The sequence below is a fragment of the Hydrogenophaga sp. genome, assembly GCF_965657535.1.
Classification (GTDB): domain Bacteria; phylum Pseudomonadota; class Gammaproteobacteria; order Burkholderiales; family Burkholderiaceae_C; genus Hydrogenophaga.
The window spans coordinates 435,691-455,358 of the sequence record NZ_CBFHOP010000005.1; the positions used below are offsets into that span (position 1 = coordinate 435,691).

A 19,668-nucleotide genomic window follows, 5' to 3' on the forward strand; every position below is an offset into this window, starting at 1 on the left:
CAACGCCCTGGGCGGCGGACCTTTCGCAATTGGCGCTGAGCCGCGTCAACCAACACGCATTGATCTTCAGGTTTTGCTGCTTGAACAGCGGTTTCCAGCCGCCGAAAAGTTTCAGCACAAATGAAACCAGCGCGGCGGGCATGCACTTGGCAGGCGCCCAAGTGGGGGGAAAACCAGTGCTGACCATCGAAAAAACCGGGCGATATCGCCAGAAACCACCCGTGCAGCCGGGTTGAAGCGCAAATGCAGACCGACAACTGCTAGGACGCCGCACCCTCCAACCACGCCACCGCGCCCTGCCCCGCCACCACGCCGCTGGCCAGGCAGGCGGTGAGCAAATAGCCACCGGTAGGGGCTTCCCAGTCGAGCATTTCACCGGCACAGAACACGCCGGGCCAGGCTTTCACCATCAGCGCGGCGTCCAGCGCTGGCCATTGCACGCCGCCTGCGGTGCTGATGGCTTCGTCGATCGGCCTGGCTGCCACCAGTCGGACGGAAAGGGCCTTGATGGCCGTCGCCAGCCGGTGCGGGTCGTGCAAGCTGTCTTTGTCGAGCAGCTCGTTGAGCAGCGCCATCTTGATGCCGTCCAGACCCAGCCGGCTCTTGAGGTGAGCCGACAGGCTGCGCGAGCCACGGGGGTGGGCCACCTGCGCCAACACGAAGTCAGCGCTGCGGTCGGGCAGCAAGTCCAGCTCAAAGGTGGCGCTGCCGTGTTGGCTGATCTCGTCGCGCAACAGGCTGGAAGCGGCGTAAACCAGGCTGCCTTCGACGCCGGTGGCGGTGGCCACAAATTCGCCCTTGCGCTCAAAAAACTGCCCGTCGCTGGCCGCGCAGCGAATGGCTACCGACTTGAACGGCTGGCCGGCAAAGCGGCTGCTGAAGAATGGGCTCCAGCCCGCCACCGTGCCGTGCACCGGAGAGCCCGCTACGTCAAAGCCGCAGTTGCTGGGCTGCAAAGGCGCCACGGGCACGCCGGCTGCTCGCAGCCAGGGCACCCAGGCGCCGTCCGAGCCGAGTCGCGCCCAGCTGGCACCACCCAGCGCCAGCACCATGGCGCGCGCCTGCACGGTCAGCGGCCCTTGCGGGGCTTGAAAAAGCGCTTGTGCCGTGCCTGCGCCCGCCCAGCCCAGCCAGCGGTGGCGCATGTGAAACTGCACCGGCACACCACCGCCCTGCGGGTGGCGCAGCCGGTGCAGCCAGGCGCGCAGGAGCGGTGCGGCTTTCATGTCGGTGGGAAACACGCGCTGCGAGCTGCCCACAAAGGTGTCGATGCCCAGGCCAGAGGCCCAGTCGCGCACCGCCTGCGGGCCAAAGGTTTGCAGCAGCGGCCAAATGGCCTCGGCGCGTTGGCCATACCGGCCGATAAAGGGCTCCAGCGGTTCGGCGTGGGTGAGGTTCATGCCGCCTTTGCCCGCCAGCAAAAACTTGCGGCCCACCGATGGCATGGCGTCAAACACATGAACAGCCAGGCCGGCGCGGCTGAGCGCTTCGGCGGCCATCAAACCCGCCGGGCCACCGCCCACGATGGCAACGTCGACCGACAAGCAAGCGGATTCAGGAGCAGCAGATGCGGATGGAAACGGGGTTGGGGTATCGGTCATGAAGCAAGCAGGTCGGGCGTGATTTCCAGCAGCAGGCCCTGGGGGTTGATGAAGGCCAGGCGCACTGCCTCGCCGGGCCGGGTGTCGGCCAGTGCCAGGTGGTAGCGGCGCATTTGCGCCAGCAGCGCGGGCTGGCGTTCGGGGTGTTCTGCGGTTTTGAAGTCGAGCACCCACCAGGTGCCCGGCGCGCTGGAGCTGCCGCGCTGGCGCACCAGCCGGTCCAGCCGCAGCAACGCGCCTTGGTGAAAAAGCTCCACTTCGTTGCCCCAGTGGTCAAGCTGGTCAGCGTCCCAGGCCCAGGCGGCTTGGCCCGCCACGATGCGCTGCGCCATGGCTTGCGCGGCTTGCGCCTGCGCCAGAGTCAGGCCGAATTCGCGGGCGGCGGCCTGCAGGTGGGTGGGCGTCCATTCAAAACCAGCAGCCGGCGTGGGGCACCACTGCAGCAAGCGGTGCAAGGCCAGGCCCATGCGGGTAGGTTCGTCGCTCTGCTCGGCGGGTTGCTGTTGTTCGCTTTCGGGCACAGGCACCCAGCCCGGTGGCGGCACATAGGCCGGCAGGCTGGGCAGCACAAACTGCATGGCGGCGCCCTGCGCCTCGGGATTACCCGCCAGTGCATCGGCCACGTCCGGTGCATCCAGCGGCTGAGCCAGGGACTGCAGGCGCTGGTACCAGCTCACGGTGCTGCCGCGCTGGTGTGGCTCAAAGCTGGAGATCACCAGCCGGTGCTCGGCGCGGGTGAGAGCCACGTAGAGCGCGTTGAGTTCCTCCAGCGCCCGCGCTTGCTGCTCCACCAGCAACACGCCCGCGGCGCAGGCTGGCGGTGATTTTTCGCTGGACAAAAACACAAAACGGCGTGGTGCCGTGTCCTCGCCCGGCCAGTCCACCAGCACGCCCATGTTATCGGGTTTGGACGCACCGGAATCGGTGTCGAGCATGAGCACGGTGTGCGCTTCCAGGCCCTTGGCACCGTGGATGGTGAGCAGGCGCACGGCGCCTGGCGTCTGGGTGGGTGTGGCCTTGATGCCGCCGGCCTTGAGGGCGCGCACCAGGCGGTACGGCGTGAGGAAACGGCCGCCGTCTTGGGCCAGCGAGTGGGCCAGCAGGTCGCGCAGCTGGGCCAGCACGCCAGCGCGCTGACTCGCCGGTACGGTTTGCGCAAACCGCGCCAACACGTCGCCGTGGTCGTACAGCGAAGACAGGGCGTCGTGCGGCGGCAGGCTCTGCACCCAGCTGCGGTACAGCGCCAGGCGCTGGGCGGTGGCCACAAAGTCTGAGGTCTGTTTCGTTGTGGCAGCGCTGCTGTGCGCAGGGCCTTGCAGCAGCGCTGCTTGCTCCTCGGCCGGTAGCGCCGCAAAGCGGTGCAACACGTCCCACCATGAAGGCTTGACGCTGGCGGGCATGGTCGCCAGCGGTACGGCACCTTGGTCCGGCAGACCCACCGCGTCGCCGCCAGCCGAGCCGCGCACCGACCAGCGCAGGCGCAAGCGCGCCAGCTGGGCCAGCGCGTCGTCGCCCCAACCAAACAGCGGCGACTTCAGCGCGCGGGCCAAGCTCAGGTCGTGTCGGGGCGATACCAGCACGTCAAGCAAGGCCACCACGTCTTGGACCGCAGGCGCTTCGCAAAGATCGAGTTTTTCGGGTTGTTCGCTGGCAATGCCGCGCTCAAGCAAGGCCGCGTGCATCCAGCCTAGGCGCTCACGCCGGCGCGAAAGCACCATCACGTCGTCGGCCTTGACGCGGCCCAACGCGATTTCGCTCGCCACCCAGTCGGCCGCCTGGCGGGCCTCCAGGGCCGACATGGTGTCTTCCGGGAACACGCGGGGCATGGTCAAGCTGTCGCGCCACACCGGTTCGCCACCGGCACTGCGCCCGGGCCTCTCGCGCAAGCTGCGGGCCAGCTGAGGCAGCGCCAGCACGGCGCCCGGCTCGGCGCTTTCGGTGGTGTGCTCTCGGTAGTCGCTGCTGTATTCGCCCGCCTGGACCGCCGCCAGCATGGCGGTATTCAGGGCGTCCACCACGCCGTGGGCGCAGCGGCGGGTGTGGTCGCAACTGAGCAGCGCACCCGCCAGGCCGTCCACCACAAACGCCTGCGCAGCCTTGAACACCTGCGGCTCGGCGCGGCGAAAGCGGTAGATGGATTGCTTGGGATCGCCCACCAAAAACACACAGGGTGCCTCGCCCGGCCCGGCACCTGCGTAGGCCGACAACCAGCCATACAGTGCCTGCCACTGCAGCGGGTTGGTGTCTTGAAATTCGTCAATCAACACATGGCGCACGCGGGCGTCCAGCCGCTGCTGCATCCAGCCTGACAGCTCGGCGTCTCCCAGCAGGCGCAAGGCGGCGCCTTCGACGTCGTTCATGTCGATCCAGCCACGCTCGCGCTTGAGCGTGCCGTAGGCCGCCAGCAACACACGCGACAAGCGCGCCATGCGCTGGTGGTGTTGCCAGGCCTGGTGCTGGCGCCGGGCGCTGCACAAGTCTTGCAGCTCGGGCTCGGCTTCTTGCGCGGCGGCGAACTTGGCGAGGTTGGTGTTGAGCCGGTCTTCAGCCGCCACAAAAAATGCTTTGCGTAGCAGGGCCAGGCGCTGCGGCATCAGCGCCGGCTCGTCGGCCAGCGCAAACGCATCCACCACGCCCGCAGCAGCCACCTTGGGAGTTTTGTTGGTTTCGCCGCCCAGGGCCTTGGCCCAGGCCAGCCAGCGCGCGCGCGCGCCAGGAGCCTGCAAAGCCAGCTCGGGTGAAGCCAGCCCGGCCCAGCGCGGAAACAGGGCAGCAAATGCCTGCACCGACGCTTCCACCACGCCAGCAGCGTCCGCCAAACCAAACTCGACCCGCTTTTGCAGCGCTTTTTCCAGCGCCTTCAGCGTCTGGTGGCGGCCGTGCTGGGCCACGCTGTCCATGAAGTCTTGCCGGTCGTCCGGGTTCGCTGCCAGGGCTGCATAAAACCGGGGCCACACCAGGGCCACCGCCTGTGCGTCATCTTCCAGCAGCTCGTATTGGGGCGGCAAGTGGAGTTCTTGCAGCACCGACAGGGGCGCCCCGCGCAGCAGTGCGGCAAACCAGCCGTGAAAGGTGCGCACCTGCACCGGGCGGCCGAGCGCGGTGAGGCGCGGGTGCAGGCTGCGGGCCTCTGACGTGCGGCGCAGCGCGTCGGCGTCGGTCAGCCCTCGGGCGCGCAGCTCGCTGGCCAGTGCGTCGTCGGACAAACCGGCCCAGCGGCGCAGTTCGGCGTTGAGCCGGTCGCGCATTTCGCCCGAGGCTTTTTTGGTGAAGGTGATGGCCAGAATGTCTTGCGGCGCACAGCCATCGAGCAAGGCGCGCAAGATGCGGGACACCAGCATCCAGGTTTTGCCTGCACCCGCGCAGGCCTCGACGGCAATGCTGCGCGCCGGGTCGCAGGCGACGGCGTAAAACGCTTCGCGCGGCACGTGCTTGCCGTTGATGCGGTAAGCGGCGGTGGTCATGCTAGTTCGCTCCAGAAATCTTTGCGGCACAACCCGCGTGCAGCGCAAAAGTCACACACCCGCCCCTCGCCCAGCGCGGGCATGGCCTGGCCATCGGCCATACGGGCCATGTCGTGCGCCAACCCGGCCACCAGGTCCTCCCGGGCCATCAACACATCGGGTTGCTCAATCAGTACGGTGGCCGCGTCTTTGGCGTTCTCGCCCCGTTTGTCGGTGATGCTGAGGTAAGCCGCGCGCACGTTTTCGCTGGGCAGCAGCGCGGCGTAAAAGGCCAGCTGGGTGTCTTCCAAGGGCTCTTTCACACGCTCCAAGGTTTTGGGGCGGCCTTCTGTTTTGTAGTCAATCACAAACGGAATGGCGCCTTCGGGGCTGTCTTGCTGGTCGATGCGGTCCAGTTTGCCGTACAGCTTCCAGGCGCCCGCATGGGCAGTGAGCGCGGCCTCTGCCTGCTCAAACCGCGGGCCAGCGTGGCCTTCGGTGGCTTCAAAGCCGGCCAGCCAGTCCAGGTACCCGTCGCGCAGCGCAGGCCACACGGCCTGGTAGGGCAGAAATCCCGCGCCACCCTCCCCCCCGTTCAAGCCCATGGTTTCGGCCATGGCGTCACCCAGGCGGTCGAGTTCGGCACGGTCTGCAGCGGTGCCAGGCCGCGCGTTGCCTCGCTGTTCGTGAAACGCGCGCAACACGGCGTGCAGCCAGTTGCCCATGTCGCGTTGGTCGGGTTCTGCCTCCAGCTCGGCCGCGTCCATCAGGCGCAGCTGCCGCAGGGCAAAAAACCGGTAGGGGCAATCGCGCAGGTCCTGGTAGGCGCTGGCCGAGAGCGATTCGGGCAGCACATCGCCCGCCGACGGTGCGGGTGCTCGCTGGGGTTGGGCTTGCAGCACCCGCTCGGGCCGGGGGTCGGCAGCACCCCAGGCTTGCGAGCCGGTGGCTACAGGCAACAAAGCCTGCACCCAGGCGCTGGGCAACAGCGCTTCGCCGCGCTCTTGCGTGCGCCACAACACATCGAGCTGCGGCAGCGTCAAGGTGGTCTGCCAGGCCTGCGCGGCCGATTGGGACAGCACCTCGCGCGCTGGCAAGCCCAGGGCTTCGCGCTGCGCAGGCGTCCATTGGCCTGGCGGTTCGGGGCTGGGATGGAGGTGGGTTTCGTCACACCCCGGCACCACCGTGGCCGCAAAGTTGCGCCCCAACAACTGCGCCATGGGCAAGATCACCACCGCCGCCGGGCCGGCGCTGAACGGCATGAAACTGGCGCCCTCCAGCACATCGCGCACCCAGGCGGTGAACGCCGACAAAGACAATCGGGCGCCGGGTCTTGCGCCAGCACGGGCTGCGCGCGGGGTTTCGGCCTCTGGGCCGAGCAGCGATTCGGTGACCGATTCCAGCTCGTGCGCAGCACCCTCACACAAGCGCAGCGCCGCCAGCAATTGCTGCCCTGCGGGGTCTTCGGTCAGGGTCTCCCAAAGGCCCACCGCCACCAAGGCTGCTGCCAAGTCTTGCAACCAGCGCACCAGCGGGCGTGAAGGCTGCAGGCCCGCCAGCACAGCGGCCAACCCGTCAGGCAGCGCAGGCGCGAGCCGCGGCGACTCCACCGCCGAACGCCACAGCGACACCTGGGCATCGCGCGCCAATTGTTCCAGCGCCAGCACCTGCGCTTCGGGCCAGGCACCGGCTTGCTTGAGCATGTCCAGCACATCGTCCATACGCGTGCGGCCATCCGCAGCGCGCAGCAAGCTCATGAGCTGCGCAGCCGCTCGGGTGGTGGACAGCTTCCAACCCGTTTCGTCGCGCACGGCCAAGCCAGCGCCCTGCAGCATAGCGCTGACGCGCCGGGTCAGCAGCCGGTCATTGGCCACCAGCGCCACGGGCACCCGCCCCGCATTGGCATGCACCAACACACAGGCGGCGGCTCGCTGGGCCTCGTCTTCTGCATCGCCACACGCATGCAGGCGCAGTGCAGCGCTCAACGGTTGTGGCACATCGCTGTCGTGCCAGCTCAGCACCGCCGCTCGCTCACCCCAAAGTTCCACCAGCGCCATGGCCAGCGGGTCTTGCTGAAAACCTTGCAAAACCAGCAAAGTGTCTGCGACCGTGCCGGGCTGAGCCAAAGGGCTCCACAGCACATCGGTGGCATAAGACGACGTGCTGACCCAAGCCAGCGCGAGCGAGGCCAGCAAGCCCTCCCAATGCAGCGACTGCACGCTGCCCTGCGCCAGCGCCTCACGGCGGGCATCGGCCCAAGCCAGCCGCTGATCGGGATGCACCGCAGCAGCCAATGGCGCGAGCTGGCGGGCTGCTTCCAGCAGGCGAGCCACCATGACCGAGCGCAGCGAAGCCTCCAGCTGCCCGGCCGCCACGCGGTCGATGAAGGCCGCAGCCACCAGGCTGTCTCGGGCTGTGTCCATGCTCAAGTCGGTAGGCCCGGGCAGAAACGGCTGGAGCGACGAAGCCCAGTTGCGGGTGGACTCAAACCGGGGTGAAAAACCACTGGGATGGGCCTGCGCCCAGGCACGGCGCCCGGCGTCCATGAGCTGCGCGTAAGGCACCAGAACCACGGTGCGGCCTGCACCCGCCTGCCTGGCGGACATCGCGCTCTGCATGCGCTGCACCAGGTCGCGCCAGATGTGCAGCGCAGGGTGTTCAACGAGGGAGAAGGCGGGACTGGGAGGCATCATGGAGCGGGCGTTTCTGTCACAATGGAGCGAGTCACGCCCCATGGGGTATGTCCAACGACCTACCCGACTGCGATGCGCGTGCCCAAACTTTAACCTCCCCGTTCAACGTTCTTAGGATGAATCATGGCCAGCGACCTGATCAAACACGTATCTGATGCAAGCTTCCAGGCCGATGTGCTCGACGCACAAGCGCCGGTGCTGGTCGACTTCTGGGCCGAGTGGTGTGGTCCCTGCAAAATGATTGCCCCCATCCTGGACGAAGTGGCCGGCGCCTACGACGGCAAACTGCAAGTCGCCAAGATGAACGTGGACGACAACCGCGAAGTCCCGGCCAAGTTCGGCATCCGTGGTATCCCGACGCTGATGCTATTCAAAGGCGGCCAGCTGGCTGCCACCAAGGTGGGCGCCTTGAGCAAAGCGCAACTGACCGCCTTCATCGACCAGCAACTGGCCTGATCAGCCACGGGTCAGCCTGCCAGGACTGCCCGGGTGCAACGCCCGGGCCTTGGTTTTCAGGTGGTGTTTTTTTCCTGTCATAATTTGCAGAACAGTTGGCCTGACAGAGACCAACCTTCAAATTTCGCGCACCGTCCGCCATCCGGACGCTGGCGCACCCTCCCCCCGCTTTTTTGACGCAACTCCACCGCTGGAGTTGTTTGGAGTGAATTCCATGCACCTCAACGAACTCAAGGCACTGCATGTGTCTGAAGTCCTCAAGCAGGCCGAAGCGCTTGAGATCGAAAACACTGGCCGCATGCGCAAGCAAGAGCTGATGTTTGCCATCATCAAGAAGCGCGCCAAGGGCGGCGAGCTGGTGAATGCCGACGGCGTGCTGGAAGTGCTGCCCGACGGCTTCGGCTTTCTGCGCAACATGGACACGAGCTTCACCGCGTCCACCGACGACATCTACATTTCCCCGAGTCAGATCCGCCGTTTCAACCTGCACACCGGCGACATGATCGAAGGCGAGGTGCGCATCCCCAAAGATGGCGAGCGCTACTTTGCCCTGAACAAGCTGGACAAGATCAACGGCCTGCCCCCCGAGGACAACAAGCACAAGATCATGTTTGAGAACCTGACGCCGCTGTTCCCCAAAGAACAGATGCGCCTGGAACGCGACATCAAGTCGGAAGAGAACATCACCGGTCGCGTCATTGACATCATCGCGCCCATTGGACGCGGCCAGCGCGCGCTGATCGTGGCGCCCCCCAAGAGCGGCAAGACGGTGATGATGCAGCACATCTGCCACGCCATCACCGCCAACCACCCCGAGGTGGAACTGCTGGTGCTGCTGGTGGACGAGCGCCCGGAAGAAGTGACCGAAATGCAGCGCACGGTGCGCGGCGACGTGATCGCATCCACTTTCGACGAACCGGCTGCGCGCCATGTGCACGTGGCCGAAATGGTGATCGAGCGCGCCAAGCGCCTGGTCGAGTTGAAAAAAGACGTGGTGATCCTGCTGGACTCGATCACCCGCCTGGCCCGCGCCTACAACAACGTGCTGCCTTCGTCCGGCAAAGTGCTGAGCGGTGGCGTGGACTCGAACGCCCTGCAGCGCCCCAAGCGCTTCTTCGGCGCGGCTCGCAAGATCGAAGAAGGCGGCTCGCTCACCATTATCGCCACCGCCCTGGTCGATACCGGCAGCCGCATGGACGAAGTGATCTTTGAAGAATTCAAAGGCACCGGCAATTGCGAAATTCATCTGGACCGCCGCTTGTATGAGAAGCGCGTCTTTCCCTCAATCCAACTCAACCGCAGCGGCACCCGCCGCGAAGAACTGCTGCTTCAGCCGGAGATCTTGCAAAAGACCCGTATCCTGCGCCAGTTCATGTACAACATGGACGAGATCGAGGCCATGGAAATGGTGCTCAAGAGCATGAAGTCGACCAAGAACAATTCGGAATTCTTCGACATGATGCGCCGGGGAGGCTAAGCTCCCGCGCCGCCTGCGGCATCACCACCCAGGGGGCAACTGCGGCCCAATGGCCACCTTTCGGCGGTGATCCCAGTCTCGGACGCGCTCTTCGGTATGAGCCCTTTATCGGGCTATAATCCAAGGCTTTACAACTTGCGGCAAGTACACGAAATGGTTTCGTTGCGGCTGTCGCACCTGCCCCTAAGGAAACGTCATGAAAGACGGCATTCACCCCAACTACCGCGAAGTCTGCTTCGTTGACCTCTCCAACGGCTTCAAATTCGTGACGCGCTCTTGCGCCAACACGAAAGAGACCGTGAAGATGGAAGACGGCCGCGAATTGCCGCTGTTCAAGCTGGACACCTCCAGCGAATCGCACCCCTTCTACACCGGCACCCAGAAAAGCGTGGACAACATGGGCGGCCGCGTCGAGCGTTTCCGCAACCGTTACGGCAAGGGCACCGCTGCCGCGGCTGCGCCGGCACCTGCCGCAGAGTAAGCTGGTCAAGGCCCAAAACCGCTCCCGGTTTTGGTACGATCCCGCAAAAAACAGCCGGTTTTCCGGCTGTTTTTTTTTACCCATTCAATGTTGAAGAGCCTGAACGCCTTCAGCCAGCCCGGCCCCTGCGCCGGCGGCCATACCGCGTGAAACGCCCTGTATATTCTGCGCAGTGAACACCAGTACCCCTGCCATCGTCAGCCAGTCGGCCGTGCGCCGCCTGCCACGGCTCGCGCTCATTCTTTTCTGTGTGGCTTATGTACTGCCCGGTTTTCTCGGGCGCGAGCCCTGGAAAAACGCCGATGTCACCGCCTTTGGCGTCATGCTGGAAATGGCGGCGGGCCACTCCAGCTGGTGGCACCCCCAGGTGTTGGGCATTGCGGCTGAAGAAGCTGGCCCACTGCCCTACTGGCTGGGTGCGGTGTTCATCAAGCTGCTGCCATTCTTGCCTGCCGACATTGCGGCGAGGTTACCCTTTGGCATGTTGCTGGCACTTACCCTGGTTTGCACTTGGTACGCCGTGTACCAGCTGGCTCGCCAACCTGCCGCACAACCCGTGAGCTTCGCATTTGGTGGCGAGGCCCAGCCGACCGACTACGCTCGCGCCATGGCTGACACCGGCCTGCTCGCTCTGGTGGCCTGCCTGGGTTTGGCGCAGTTGTCGCACGAAACCACGCCCGACCTGGCTCGGCTGGCGATGGTTTCAGCCATGTTGTACAGCGCGGCCATACTGGCGCACACCGACATGCGCGCGTTAGCACGCACGCTCGCGGTGTGGACGCTGTCAGCCTGGGCACTGGTGCTCAGTGGTGCGCCATGGATCACCGCTTGGCTGGGCGCAGGCCTTTTGCTGGGTATGTTGCTGGCACGTCGAGCCCGGCAAGCTGCGGATGACCTTTCGGCTCACGGCGCACAAGACGGTGCAACCCCAACGTGGCACAACCCCGTGTGGTGGGCTACCGCGCTGCTGGTGCTGGTGCTGCTGGGTTCGGGTTTGGCCGGGCTGGTGCCTGCGCCCGAACTTCAAACCCCGCTGAGCGACATCAACTGGAGCAGCTGGGGGCGCCTGCTGCTGTGGTTCACCTGGCCAGCTTGGCCGCTGGTGTTGTGGACGCTCTGGCGCTGGCGCCAGAAATGGCTGCAACCCCATGTGGCACTGCCCTTGTGGGCTGCCACGGTCAGCGTGGCCGACAGCCTTTTGTCGCCTGAGCGGGACCGCGCCCTGCTGCTGGCACTGCCTGCGCTGGCAGCGCTGGCAGCCTTTGCTTTGCCCACACTGCGGCGCAGTGTGTCGGCGCTGATCGACTGGTTCACCCTGCTGTTCTTTACCGGCTGCGGGCTGGTGATTTGGGTGATCTGGTTGGCCATGATGACGGGGGTGCCCGCCAAGCCGGCCGCCAACGTGGCCAAACTGGCTCCTGGCTACGTGCCTGAGTTTTCGCTGTTTCTGTTTGTGGTGGCCGCGCTGGCCACCGGTGCCTGGGTCTGGCTGGTGGCCTGGCGCGTGGGCAAGCACCGCGAAGCAATCTGGAAAAGCCTGGTGTTGCCCGCAGCGGGCAGCACCCTGTGCTGGCTGTTGCTCATGACGCTGTGGCTGCCGCTGCTGGACTTTGGGCGCAGTTACGGGCCGATCTCGCGCCGCATTGCCAGCATGGTGCCACCGCAAACCTGCGTGGTGGCCGATGGGCTTTCACAAGCACAGATTGCTGCGCTCCAGTACCACGGTGGGCTCATGCTTCAACGCAGCACCACCGGCCCAGCGCCCGACTGCCGCACCCTGGTCGCGACACCCGGCAGCCAGCGCACATTGGACCAACGCGTCGATCTCACGCATTGGGCTTACAAGGCCACGGTGCGCCGTTTGAGTGACAACAAAGAAAGCTTGGTGGTGTACCAACGCGTCGGGGGATAAAAGCCCAAGCGTTTGTGTGAAAGATCAGCCCGTCACACGGGCGCGCACACGGTTGGGCGGCAGCGCGATCACAAACGTGGCGCCTTCACCGAGCACGCTGTGCACATTCACCTGCCCGCCATGGCGCTGCGCCACGTGTTTCACGATAGCCAGCCCCAGGCCGGTGCCACCGGTTTCGCGCGAACGGCTACGGTCCACTCGGTAAAAACGCTCGGTCAGCCGGGGCAGGTGCTCCGCAGAAATGCCGGGGCCAGTGTCGCTGACAAAAAACTCGCCATAGCCGTCGTCGCGCAAGCGCCAACCCGCATCGACCCGCCCACCGCCCGGCGTGTAACGCACAGCGTTGCTCAGCAGATTGGACATGGCGCTGAGCAGTTCGGTTTTGGCGCCAGACACCCAGAAAGGCGGCGCATCGGTCGCCCGAATATCGTGCGGGGGCTTGGCGATGGCCTGTGAAAGACCGCGGGCTTCCTGAATGACGTGGTCCAGCAACTCGTCACTGGCGATCCACTCGCCTGGTCCGGGTGCTGGGCTGCCTTCAAGCCTTGAGAGCGTGAGCAAGTCGCTCACCAGCGTCTGCATGCGCTGCGCTTGCTGGCTCATCAGGCCCAGGTAACGTTCGCGATCGGGCTCTTCCAGCGGAATGGTCTGCATGGTCTCGACGAAGCCGCTCAGCACCGTGAGCGGGGTCCGAATTTCGTGCGAGACGTTGGCCACAAAGTCGCGCCGCATGGCTTCGGCCAGTTGCACGGCGGTGACGTCACGCGTGAGCATGAGCTTGCGTTTCTTCCCGTAAGGGTGAATCTGCAGCGAAATCTTGGCAGGCTGCGATGGCCGTGCGCCGGGGCCGTCGATCTGGATTTCGGCTGAAAAATCGCCCCCCGCCAGGTAAGACACAAAGGCGGGCGCCCGCACCAGGTTGCGCACATACTGGCCAAGATCGCGCTGCGGATCAAACCCCAGGTGACCGGCAGCGGTCAGGTTGGACCATTCGATGCGACCCGCCGAATCGAGCAGCACCACGCCGTTGGGCGATGCCTGGATGGCGGCCAGAAAGTCTTCAAGCCGGGCGTCGCTGTTTTGGGCCTTCTTCTCCAGCTTTTTGATGAGCTTTCGGATGCGCTCCACCACCTCGCCCCAGGTGCCAGACACATTCGGGGCACGCGCGGCGTCGGACTTGTTGAGCCACAGCAGTACATTGCGCGCTCGAAGACCGTCAAAAATGCTCCAAACGAGTGCGCCCACCAAAGCGCCGGCAAAGGCCCAGGCAGCAGCCTCTTGGGCCCAGCCCCACACCGCTCCCAATGCCACCAGGAGCAGCAATTCAATCGCACGGCGGGTCATGCGACGGGCGAGCTGGTGTCCTGTGCCGGGCGCCCCGTGTGGTTGACAGTGGTTAAGCGATAACCGGCCCCCCGCACGGTCTCCACCATGGCGGCGGCTTCGCCCAGTGACTCCCTCAAACGTTTGACATGCACATCCACGGTTCTCTCCTCGATAAAGACATGGTCTCCCCAAATCTTGTCGAGCAGCGTACCACGGGTATGTACCCGTTCAGCATGCTTCATGAGGTAGTGCAAGAGCTTGAATTCGGTCGGTCCCACCTTGAGCTCCTGCCCCCGAAAGCTGACGCGGTAGGTGCCGGCGTCGAGCGTCAGTTCACCTACCTGCACCGAATCGTTCACGATCTCGGGCGCACGCCGGCGCAACACGGCCCGGATACGCGCCAGCAGTTCCTGGGTGGAAAACGGTTTGGTGATGTAGTCGTCAGCGCCGGCATCGAGGCCCTGCACTTTGTCTGACTCGTCGCTGCGCGCGGTCAGCATGAGGATGGGCACCGTCTTGGTTCGCTCCTGCTTGCGCCACTGGCGCGCCAGCGACGCGCCGCTTTCGCCTGGCAACATCCAGTCCAGCAAGATCACGTCGGGCAGCACGGCGTCGACCTCGCGCTGGGCAGCAGCGCCATCAAACACCACCGTGGGTGCAAACCCATTGTGGCGCAGGTTGACGGCAATCAGCTCGGCAATGGCCGGCTCGTCCTCGACCACCAGAACGCGGGGCAGCTTTCTCATGGCGCGTACCCCAAGCTGTGAGCGCTGTTCATCGGGCAACCGACTCCACGTTGTCCATGGATGTGTGGCGCACGTCCTCCCCTTTGACGATGAAGATGATCTGTTCGGCGATGTTCTTGGCATGGTCGCCCACGCGTTCGATCGATTTGGCCAAAAACAGCAAGTCCAGGCTGGGTGAAATGGTGCGAGGGTCTTCCATCATGTAGGTGATGAGCTTGCGCAGAAATCCGTCGTATTCCTGGTCAATTTCATCGTCGCCCTTGATGATGGCCACAGCCATGGCGGTGTCCAGCCGGGCGAACGAGTCGAGTGTTTTGCGCAGCAGCGCAGCAGCCAGGTCAGCGGCCACGCGCAGTTCAGAGCTGGGCAGGTTGCGCGGAGAGCCGCTTTCAATGATCGACTTGACCATGCGCGCAATGCGAGCCACCTCGTCGCCCGCACGCTCCAGGTTTTGCGTGGTGCGCGAAATCGCCATCAAAAACCGGAGGTCGCGCGCGGTGGGCTGGCGCCGCCCGATGGTTGAAATGATTTCGTGGTCAATCTGAACTTCCATCAGGTTGATTTTCGCCTCGTTTTCCAGCACCTGCTGGGCCGATTCCAGGCTCAGATGCACCAGCGCATACACCGCCTGGTGCAGCTGCGATTCGACCAGACCACCCATTTCGAGCACATGGGTGGAAATGGAATTCAGCTCGGCGTCGAACTGGCTGGAAATATGTTTGTCGCTCATGAAAGCTCTCCCGATACAAAAAGGTGGCAACCCGAAACGGTCAAGGGTGAAACCGATCAGCCAAAACGACCGGTGATGTAGTCCTCGGTCTCGGTGCGCTGCGGTTTGAAGAAGATCTGCTCGGTGGCGCCGAACTCGATCAGCTCACCCAGGTACATGTAGGCGGTGTAGTCGCTGCAGCGAGCGGCCTGCTGCATGTTGTGCGTGACGATGGCAATGGTGTAGTCGCTCTTGAGCTCATGCACCAGCTCTTCCACTTTACCGGTAGAAATGGGGTCGAGCGCTGAGGTGGGCTCGTCGAGCAACAGCACCGAAGGCTTCACAGCCACACTGCGCGCAATGCACAGCCGCTGCTGCTGGCCACCCGAAAGGCTCATGCCGTTTTGGCCGAGCTTGTCTTTGACCTCTTTCCACAGGGCCGCCTTGGTCAGTGCCCATTCCACGCGGTCGTCCATGTCGCCCTTGCTCAGGTTTTCGTACAGCTTCACACCAAAAGCGATGTTGTCGTAGATCGTCATGGGAAACGGCGTAGGCTTCTGAAACACCATGCCAATGCGGGCGCGCAGCAGGTTCAGGTCCTGCTTGGCGTCCAGGATGTTCTGGCCGTAGAAGTTGATTTCGCCTTCGGCTCGCTGGCCGGGGTACAGGCTGTACATGCGGTTCAAGGTGCGCAACAGGGTGGACTTGCCACAGCCCGAAGGGCCGATGAAGGCTGTGACCTTGCGCTCTTCAATGTCCAGGTTGACGCCTTTGAGGCCCTGGAATTTGCCGTAATAAAAGTTGAGGTTGCGAACTTCCAGCGCGTTTTTCTTCGACGTTTCAGCCGCTTGGATAGGAGCTTGTGCCAGTGCAGTAGCGTTCATGGTGGTGTCCAGATTCGAGAGAAGGGGGTCAGGCGCGAACTTTTTCGCGGAAGAAAACGCGGGCCAGGATGTTGAGCGCCAGCACAGCCAGGGTGATCAGCAGCGCGCCACCCCAGGCCAGGTCAATCCAGTTGTCGTAGGGACTCATGGCGAACTGAAAGATCACCACTGGCAGATTGGCCATGGGAGCGTTCATGTTGGTGCTGAAAAACTGGTTGTTGAGTGCGGTGAACAGCAACGGCGCCGTCTCGCCACTGATGCGGGCTACGGCCAGCAGCAAGCCTGTGATCACGCCGCTCTTGGCGGCGCGCAGCGTGACCAGGGTGGACACTTTCCAGCGCGGTGCACCCAGCGCAAAGGCCGCCTCGCGCAAGCTGCCAGGCACCAGGCGTAACATATTTTCGGTGGTGCGCATGACCACGGGAATGGCGATCAGCGCCAGCGCCAGACTGCCCGCGTAGCCCGAGAAGTTGCCAACGGTGGCCACCGCAATGGCGTAGACAAACAGGCCCAGCACGATGGACGGGGCAGACAGCATGATGTCGGTCACAAAGCGGGTGAACTCGGCGGTCTTGCTGGTGTCGCCATATTCGGTCAGATAGACGCCCGCCAGGATGCCAATGGGCGTGGACACCAGCACAGCCAGACCAACGATCATGAGGCTGCCAACGATGGCGTTACGCAAACCGCCGCCCTCGGAGCCGGGGGCTGGCGTGTCCTGCGTGAACAGGCTGAGCTCCAGCGCTGCAATGCCGTTGGAAAACAGCACGAAAAGAATCCAGAGCAATGCGACAAGGCCGAGCACCATGGCACCCATCGACAGCGCCAGACCGACGAAATTGGTGCGCATGCGGCGCTTGTAAATGGGCGAGGCGTTCATGTGCATGGTGTGGACAGTTGTGAGTCGTTGTTGGATCGGGTGAGCCCTGGCTCAGTTGCCCTTGGCCTTTTCAGCGCGGATGATGAGCCACTTGGCCATGGCCAACACCACGAATGTGATGCAGAACAGCAGGAAACCGAGCGCAAACAAGGTGTTGAAGTGCAGGCCCTCGGCCTCGCCAAATTCGTTGGCCAGCACAGAGGCAATGGAGGTACCGGGCGAAAATAGCGAAGTGGGCAGGCGGTTGGCGTTGCCGATCACAAAAGTGACCGCCATGGTTTCGCCCAGCGCGCGACCCAGCCCGAGCATGATGCCGCCGATTACGCCCTTTTGCGTGTAAGGCAACACCACCTTGCCCACTACCTCCCAGGTGGTGCAACCCAAACCGTAGGCCGACTCTCGCAAGATGGGCGGGGTAATCTCGAACACGTCACGCATCACGGCAGCCACAAAAGGCAGCACCATGAAAGCGAGGATGATGCCAGCGGCCATGATGCCCAGGCCGTTGGTGGCACCACCAAACAGCCAGCCCACCAGCGGCATGCCACCGAGCACGCTTTGCAGCGGCACCTGCAAGTAGTCTGCAAACACCGGCGCAAACACAAACAGGCCGAACATGCCGTAAATGATGGACGGCACCGCCGCCAGCAGCTCAATGGCCGTGCCCAGCGGGCGACGCAGCCAGACCGGACAGGTTTCGGTCAAAAAGACCGCGATGCCAAACGCCAATGGCACCGCCAAAACGAGGGCGATTCCGGCGCTGATAACAGTGCCGACGATGGAGATCGCGGCACCAAATTCTTCATTGATGATGTCCCACTCCACATACCAGAGGAAATGGGCGCCAAACTTGGCAAACGTGGGCCAAGCGTTGTAAAACAAAGAAACGATGATGCCCACCAGCGCCACCAGTACCAACAGCGAGAAAAACTGCGTCAAGCGGTGAAAGATGGCATCTTGCTGACGCTGCTTCTTGGCCACAGCCACCATCGAGGCGCTGGGCAAATCGTTCGTTGACGCGGTAGTTTGAGTCGGATGCATGATCGCTTTGGCAGACATAGGGAGGCCCTGAAGCTGAGGAACAACAAACCACCAGCACCCGAAGAGAGTCTGGTGGTTCAGGACCGGCTCTCACCGGCCCACCAAAACCTTACTTGGTGTTGATCTGCGACCAGACGCGCTCGCGGATCTGCTTGGTCAGCACATCGGGCAGCGGCACGTAGTCCAAGTCCAGCGCCAACTGCTTGCCGTTCTTGAAAGCCCAGTCAAAATACTTGAGCACTTCAATCGACTGCGCCTTGTCGGCGGGCTGCTTGTACATCAAGATAAACGAGGCGGTGGTCACCGGGTAAGCCGTGGCACCCGGCTGGTTGACGATGGACAGGCCCATGCCGGGCACGCTGAACCAGTCGGCACCCGCAGCGGCGGCACCAAATGTGTCGTCACCGGGCATCACGAAATTGCCGTCTTTGTTTTGCAGCGCCATTACCGAGATGTTGTTCTTCTTGGCGTAGGCGTATTCCACATACCCCAGCGCACCCTTGGTGCGGCTCACGTTGGCGGCCACGCCTTCGTTGCCCTTGCCACCCACAGACGTCGGTGCAGGCCACTTCACAGCAGCGCCACGGCCCACGGTGTCGAGCCAGTCTTTGCTGACGGTAGCCAAGTAGTCGGTCCAGTTGAACGTGGTGCCCGAGCCGTCGGCGCGGTGCACGATGGTGATGGTCATGTCGGGCAGCTTCTTGCCGGGGTTCAGAGCGGCCAGCTTGGGGTCGTTCCACTTGCTGATCTTGCCCAGGAACATGTCGGCCAGTACCGGGCCGCTCACGCGCAGATCACCTTTGCCGAAACCGTCCAGGTTAAACACGGGCACGGTGCCGCCGATGATGGCGGGGAACTGCACCATGCCATCGCGATCCAGGTCTTCACCTTTGACCGGCGCGTCGGAGGCGCCGAAGGCCACGGTTTTGGCACGAATCTGGCGAATACCGCCCGAGGAGCCGATGGATTGGTAGTTCAAACCCACGCCGGTCTCTTTTTTGTAGGCTTCAGCCCACTTGGCGTAGATGGGGAACGGAAACGTGGCGCCAGCGCCGGTGATGTCGGCAGCCAGGGCAGAACCCATGGCCAAAGAGGCAAACGCGGCGGCAGCCACGGTCTTGATCAGGGTACGTTTGGTGTTCATGAGAGTCCTTTCGGTTGTTGAAGCAAATCCACAACCCAGACTCTAAGCACCCAATGTGACAAGCCTGTGACAGTCACACAAGCTGTTCGCCACCGTCACATAACGAACCGGCGCCCATCCACCCTGCGCGCCAGACAAACGCGCCCGCTCAGATCAGCTCGGCAACGGCTTCCACGTCTTCGGCAAACATTTGGCCACGCTCAGCCAGCAGCAACCTGCCGTCAGCGCCCCGAAGCAGCGTAATGGGCAGACCCCGAGGCTTGGGGAAGTTTTTGCGCCATTCGGGGCTGGCCCAGGCAGCTGGAAAGCTGTAGCCCTTTTGCTTCATATACGCGCTTGCGGCTGCGGGCTGTCGGTCAATAGAAAGCGCCAGCATCTGCAAGCCTTTGGCGCGCTGGCTTTGCCACAGTTTCTCCATGCTCGGGCTCTGCAGGGCGCAAAACGGGCAGGTGCTGGACCACCAATACACCAGCAAAGGCTGGCCTGCATGCTGCGCCGGGTCAAACAGGGCTCCGTCGAGCAAACGAATGGGCGGAACCACCAGCTCGCTGCCCAGTGCGGGCAGCGCCGGCGCCCTGGCTTCTTCGGCTGCGGCTGAAGCGGGCTGGGCCCGGGCCAAAGGCCAGGGGCTGCCCAGGGCCAAGGCCGCAGCCCCGGCACGGGCCAGCCACTGGCGCCGCCCGCTGCGCTGGCCGGCTGTTGGCAGCGGTTCCATGGCTTCTTTTGTGGTTTGCATGTCGAATCCTTCTGTGTTGGTGCGCCCAGGTCACCATTTTGCAAGCATAAGCGCTTACCGATGAACGGTGTCGCCAGCTCCTGGCGCGTTGGCCGATCGGCGTTGCCGACTTGGGGCGTTTGTGATGCGTCACAATCCG

15 protein-coding genes are annotated in these 19,668 nt (G+C 63.8%); 4 read left to right on the forward strand and 11 right to left on the reverse strand.

The window, feature by feature from the left end; genetic code table 11:
* Positions 1–260 precede the first annotated feature (260 nt).
* Genes ACTG4K_RS11575 through ACTG4K_RS11585 form a run of 3 tightly spaced genes read right to left on the reverse strand, consistent with a single transcriptional unit; the run spans position 261 to position 7,737 of the window.
* Positions 261–1,601, reverse strand: a complete 1,341-nt coding sequence (locus ACTG4K_RS11575; protein ID WP_439114358.1) for a TIGR03862 family flavoprotein — start codon at positions 1,599–1,601, stop codon at positions 261–263.
* Entirely contained in the window at positions 1,598–5,065 is a 3,468-nt protein-coding gene (locus tag ACTG4K_RS11580) for a UvrD-helicase domain-containing protein (RefSeq protein ID WP_439114359.1), read from the reverse strand. Before ACTG4K_RS11580 ends, ACTG4K_RS11575 begins: the two co-directional genes overlap by 4 nt.
* Positions 5,062–7,737, reverse strand: a complete 2,676-nt coding sequence (locus ACTG4K_RS11585) for a PD-(D/E)XK nuclease family protein (RefSeq protein WP_439114360.1) — start codon at positions 7,735–7,737, stop codon at positions 5,062–5,064. The genes ACTG4K_RS11580 and ACTG4K_RS11585 overlap by 4 nt, the downstream gene beginning before the upstream one ends.
* Positions 7,738–7,860: 123 nt before the next feature.
* On the opposite strand from ACTG4K_RS11585, the gene trxA reads away from it, so the two are divergent.
* The 4 genes from trxA (at position 7,861) to ACTG4K_RS11605 (ending at position 12,063) form a co-directional block, all read left to right on the forward strand.
* Entirely contained in the window at positions 7,861–8,193 is a 333-nt protein-coding gene (trxA, locus tag ACTG4K_RS11590; protein WP_439114361.1) for a thioredoxin TrxA, read from the forward strand.
* A gap of 214 nt (positions 8,194–8,407) precedes the next feature.
* Positions 8,408–9,670 (forward strand): transcription termination factor Rho, encoded by a 1,263-nt coding sequence (rho, locus tag ACTG4K_RS11595; RefSeq protein ID WP_304834567.1) that lies wholly within the window; start codon positions 8,408–8,410, stop codon positions 9,668–9,670.
* A gap of 196 nt (positions 9,671–9,866) precedes the next feature.
* Complete coding sequence (locus ACTG4K_RS11600) at positions 9,867–10,151, forward strand: type B 50S ribosomal protein L31 (protein ID WP_304834566.1); 285 nt, start codon at positions 9,867–9,869, stop codon at positions 10,149–10,151.
* 172 nt (positions 10,152–10,323) lie between these two features.
* Positions 10,324–12,063 carry a hypothetical protein gene (locus ACTG4K_RS11605; protein WP_439114362.1) on the forward strand — a complete coding sequence of 580 codons (1,740 nt, stop codon included), beginning with the start codon at positions 10,324–10,326 and terminating at the stop codon, positions 12,061–12,063.
* Positions 12,064–12,087: 24 nt separating this feature from the next.
* On the opposite strand, the gene phoR is transcribed toward ACTG4K_RS11605, so the two are convergent.
* The 8 genes from phoR to ACTG4K_RS11645 form a co-directional block, all read right to left on the reverse strand.
* The gene (gene phoR / locus ACTG4K_RS11610) at positions 12,088–13,407 is read right to left on the reverse strand and encodes a phosphate regulon sensor histidine kinase PhoR (protein ID WP_439114363.1); all 1,320 of its coding nucleotides are present in this window, start codon (positions 13,405–13,407) and stop codon (positions 12,088–12,090) included.
* The gene (phoB, locus tag ACTG4K_RS11615; RefSeq protein WP_439114364.1) at positions 13,404–14,135 is read right to left on the reverse strand and encodes a phosphate regulon transcriptional regulator PhoB; all 732 of its coding nucleotides are present in this window, start codon (positions 14,133–14,135) and stop codon (positions 13,404–13,406) included. Before phoB ends, phoR begins: the two co-directional genes overlap by 4 nt.
* Before the next feature lie 28 nt (positions 14,136–14,163).
* On the reverse strand, positions 14,164–14,865 hold the full coding sequence (gene phoU, locus ACTG4K_RS11620) for a phosphate signaling complex protein PhoU (protein ID WP_439114365.1): 702 nt from the start codon (positions 14,863–14,865) through the stop codon (positions 14,164–14,166).
* A 56-nt stretch (positions 14,866–14,921) separates the two neighbouring features.
* Positions 14,922–15,728, reverse strand: coding sequence for a phosphate ABC transporter ATP-binding protein PstB (gene pstB / locus ACTG4K_RS11625; protein ID WP_439114366.1), 807 nt, complete (start codon positions 15,726–15,728; stop codon positions 14,922–14,924).
* A 28-nt stretch (positions 15,729–15,756) separates the two neighbouring features.
* Positions 15,757–16,614, reverse strand: coding sequence for a phosphate ABC transporter permease PstA (gene pstA / locus ACTG4K_RS11630; protein WP_439114367.1), 858 nt, complete (start codon positions 16,612–16,614; stop codon positions 15,757–15,759).
* A 45-nt stretch (positions 16,615–16,659) separates the two neighbouring features.
* The gene (pstC, locus tag ACTG4K_RS11635; RefSeq protein WP_439114368.1) at positions 16,660–17,649 is read right to left on the reverse strand and encodes a phosphate ABC transporter permease subunit PstC; all 990 of its coding nucleotides are present in this window, start codon (positions 17,647–17,649) and stop codon (positions 16,660–16,662) included.
* Between the two features lie 109 nt (positions 17,650–17,758).
* Positions 17,759–18,793 (reverse strand): phosphate ABC transporter substrate-binding protein PstS, encoded by a 1,035-nt coding sequence (gene pstS, locus ACTG4K_RS11640; protein WP_439114369.1) that lies wholly within the window; start codon positions 18,791–18,793, stop codon positions 17,759–17,761.
* A gap of 148 nt (positions 18,794–18,941) precedes the next feature.
* Positions 18,942–19,529 carry a TlpA family protein disulfide reductase gene (locus ACTG4K_RS11645; RefSeq protein WP_439114370.1) on the reverse strand — a complete coding sequence of 196 codons (588 nt, stop codon included), beginning with the start codon at positions 19,527–19,529 and terminating at the stop codon, positions 18,942–18,944.
* Positions 19,530–19,668: the final 139 nt, after the last annotated feature.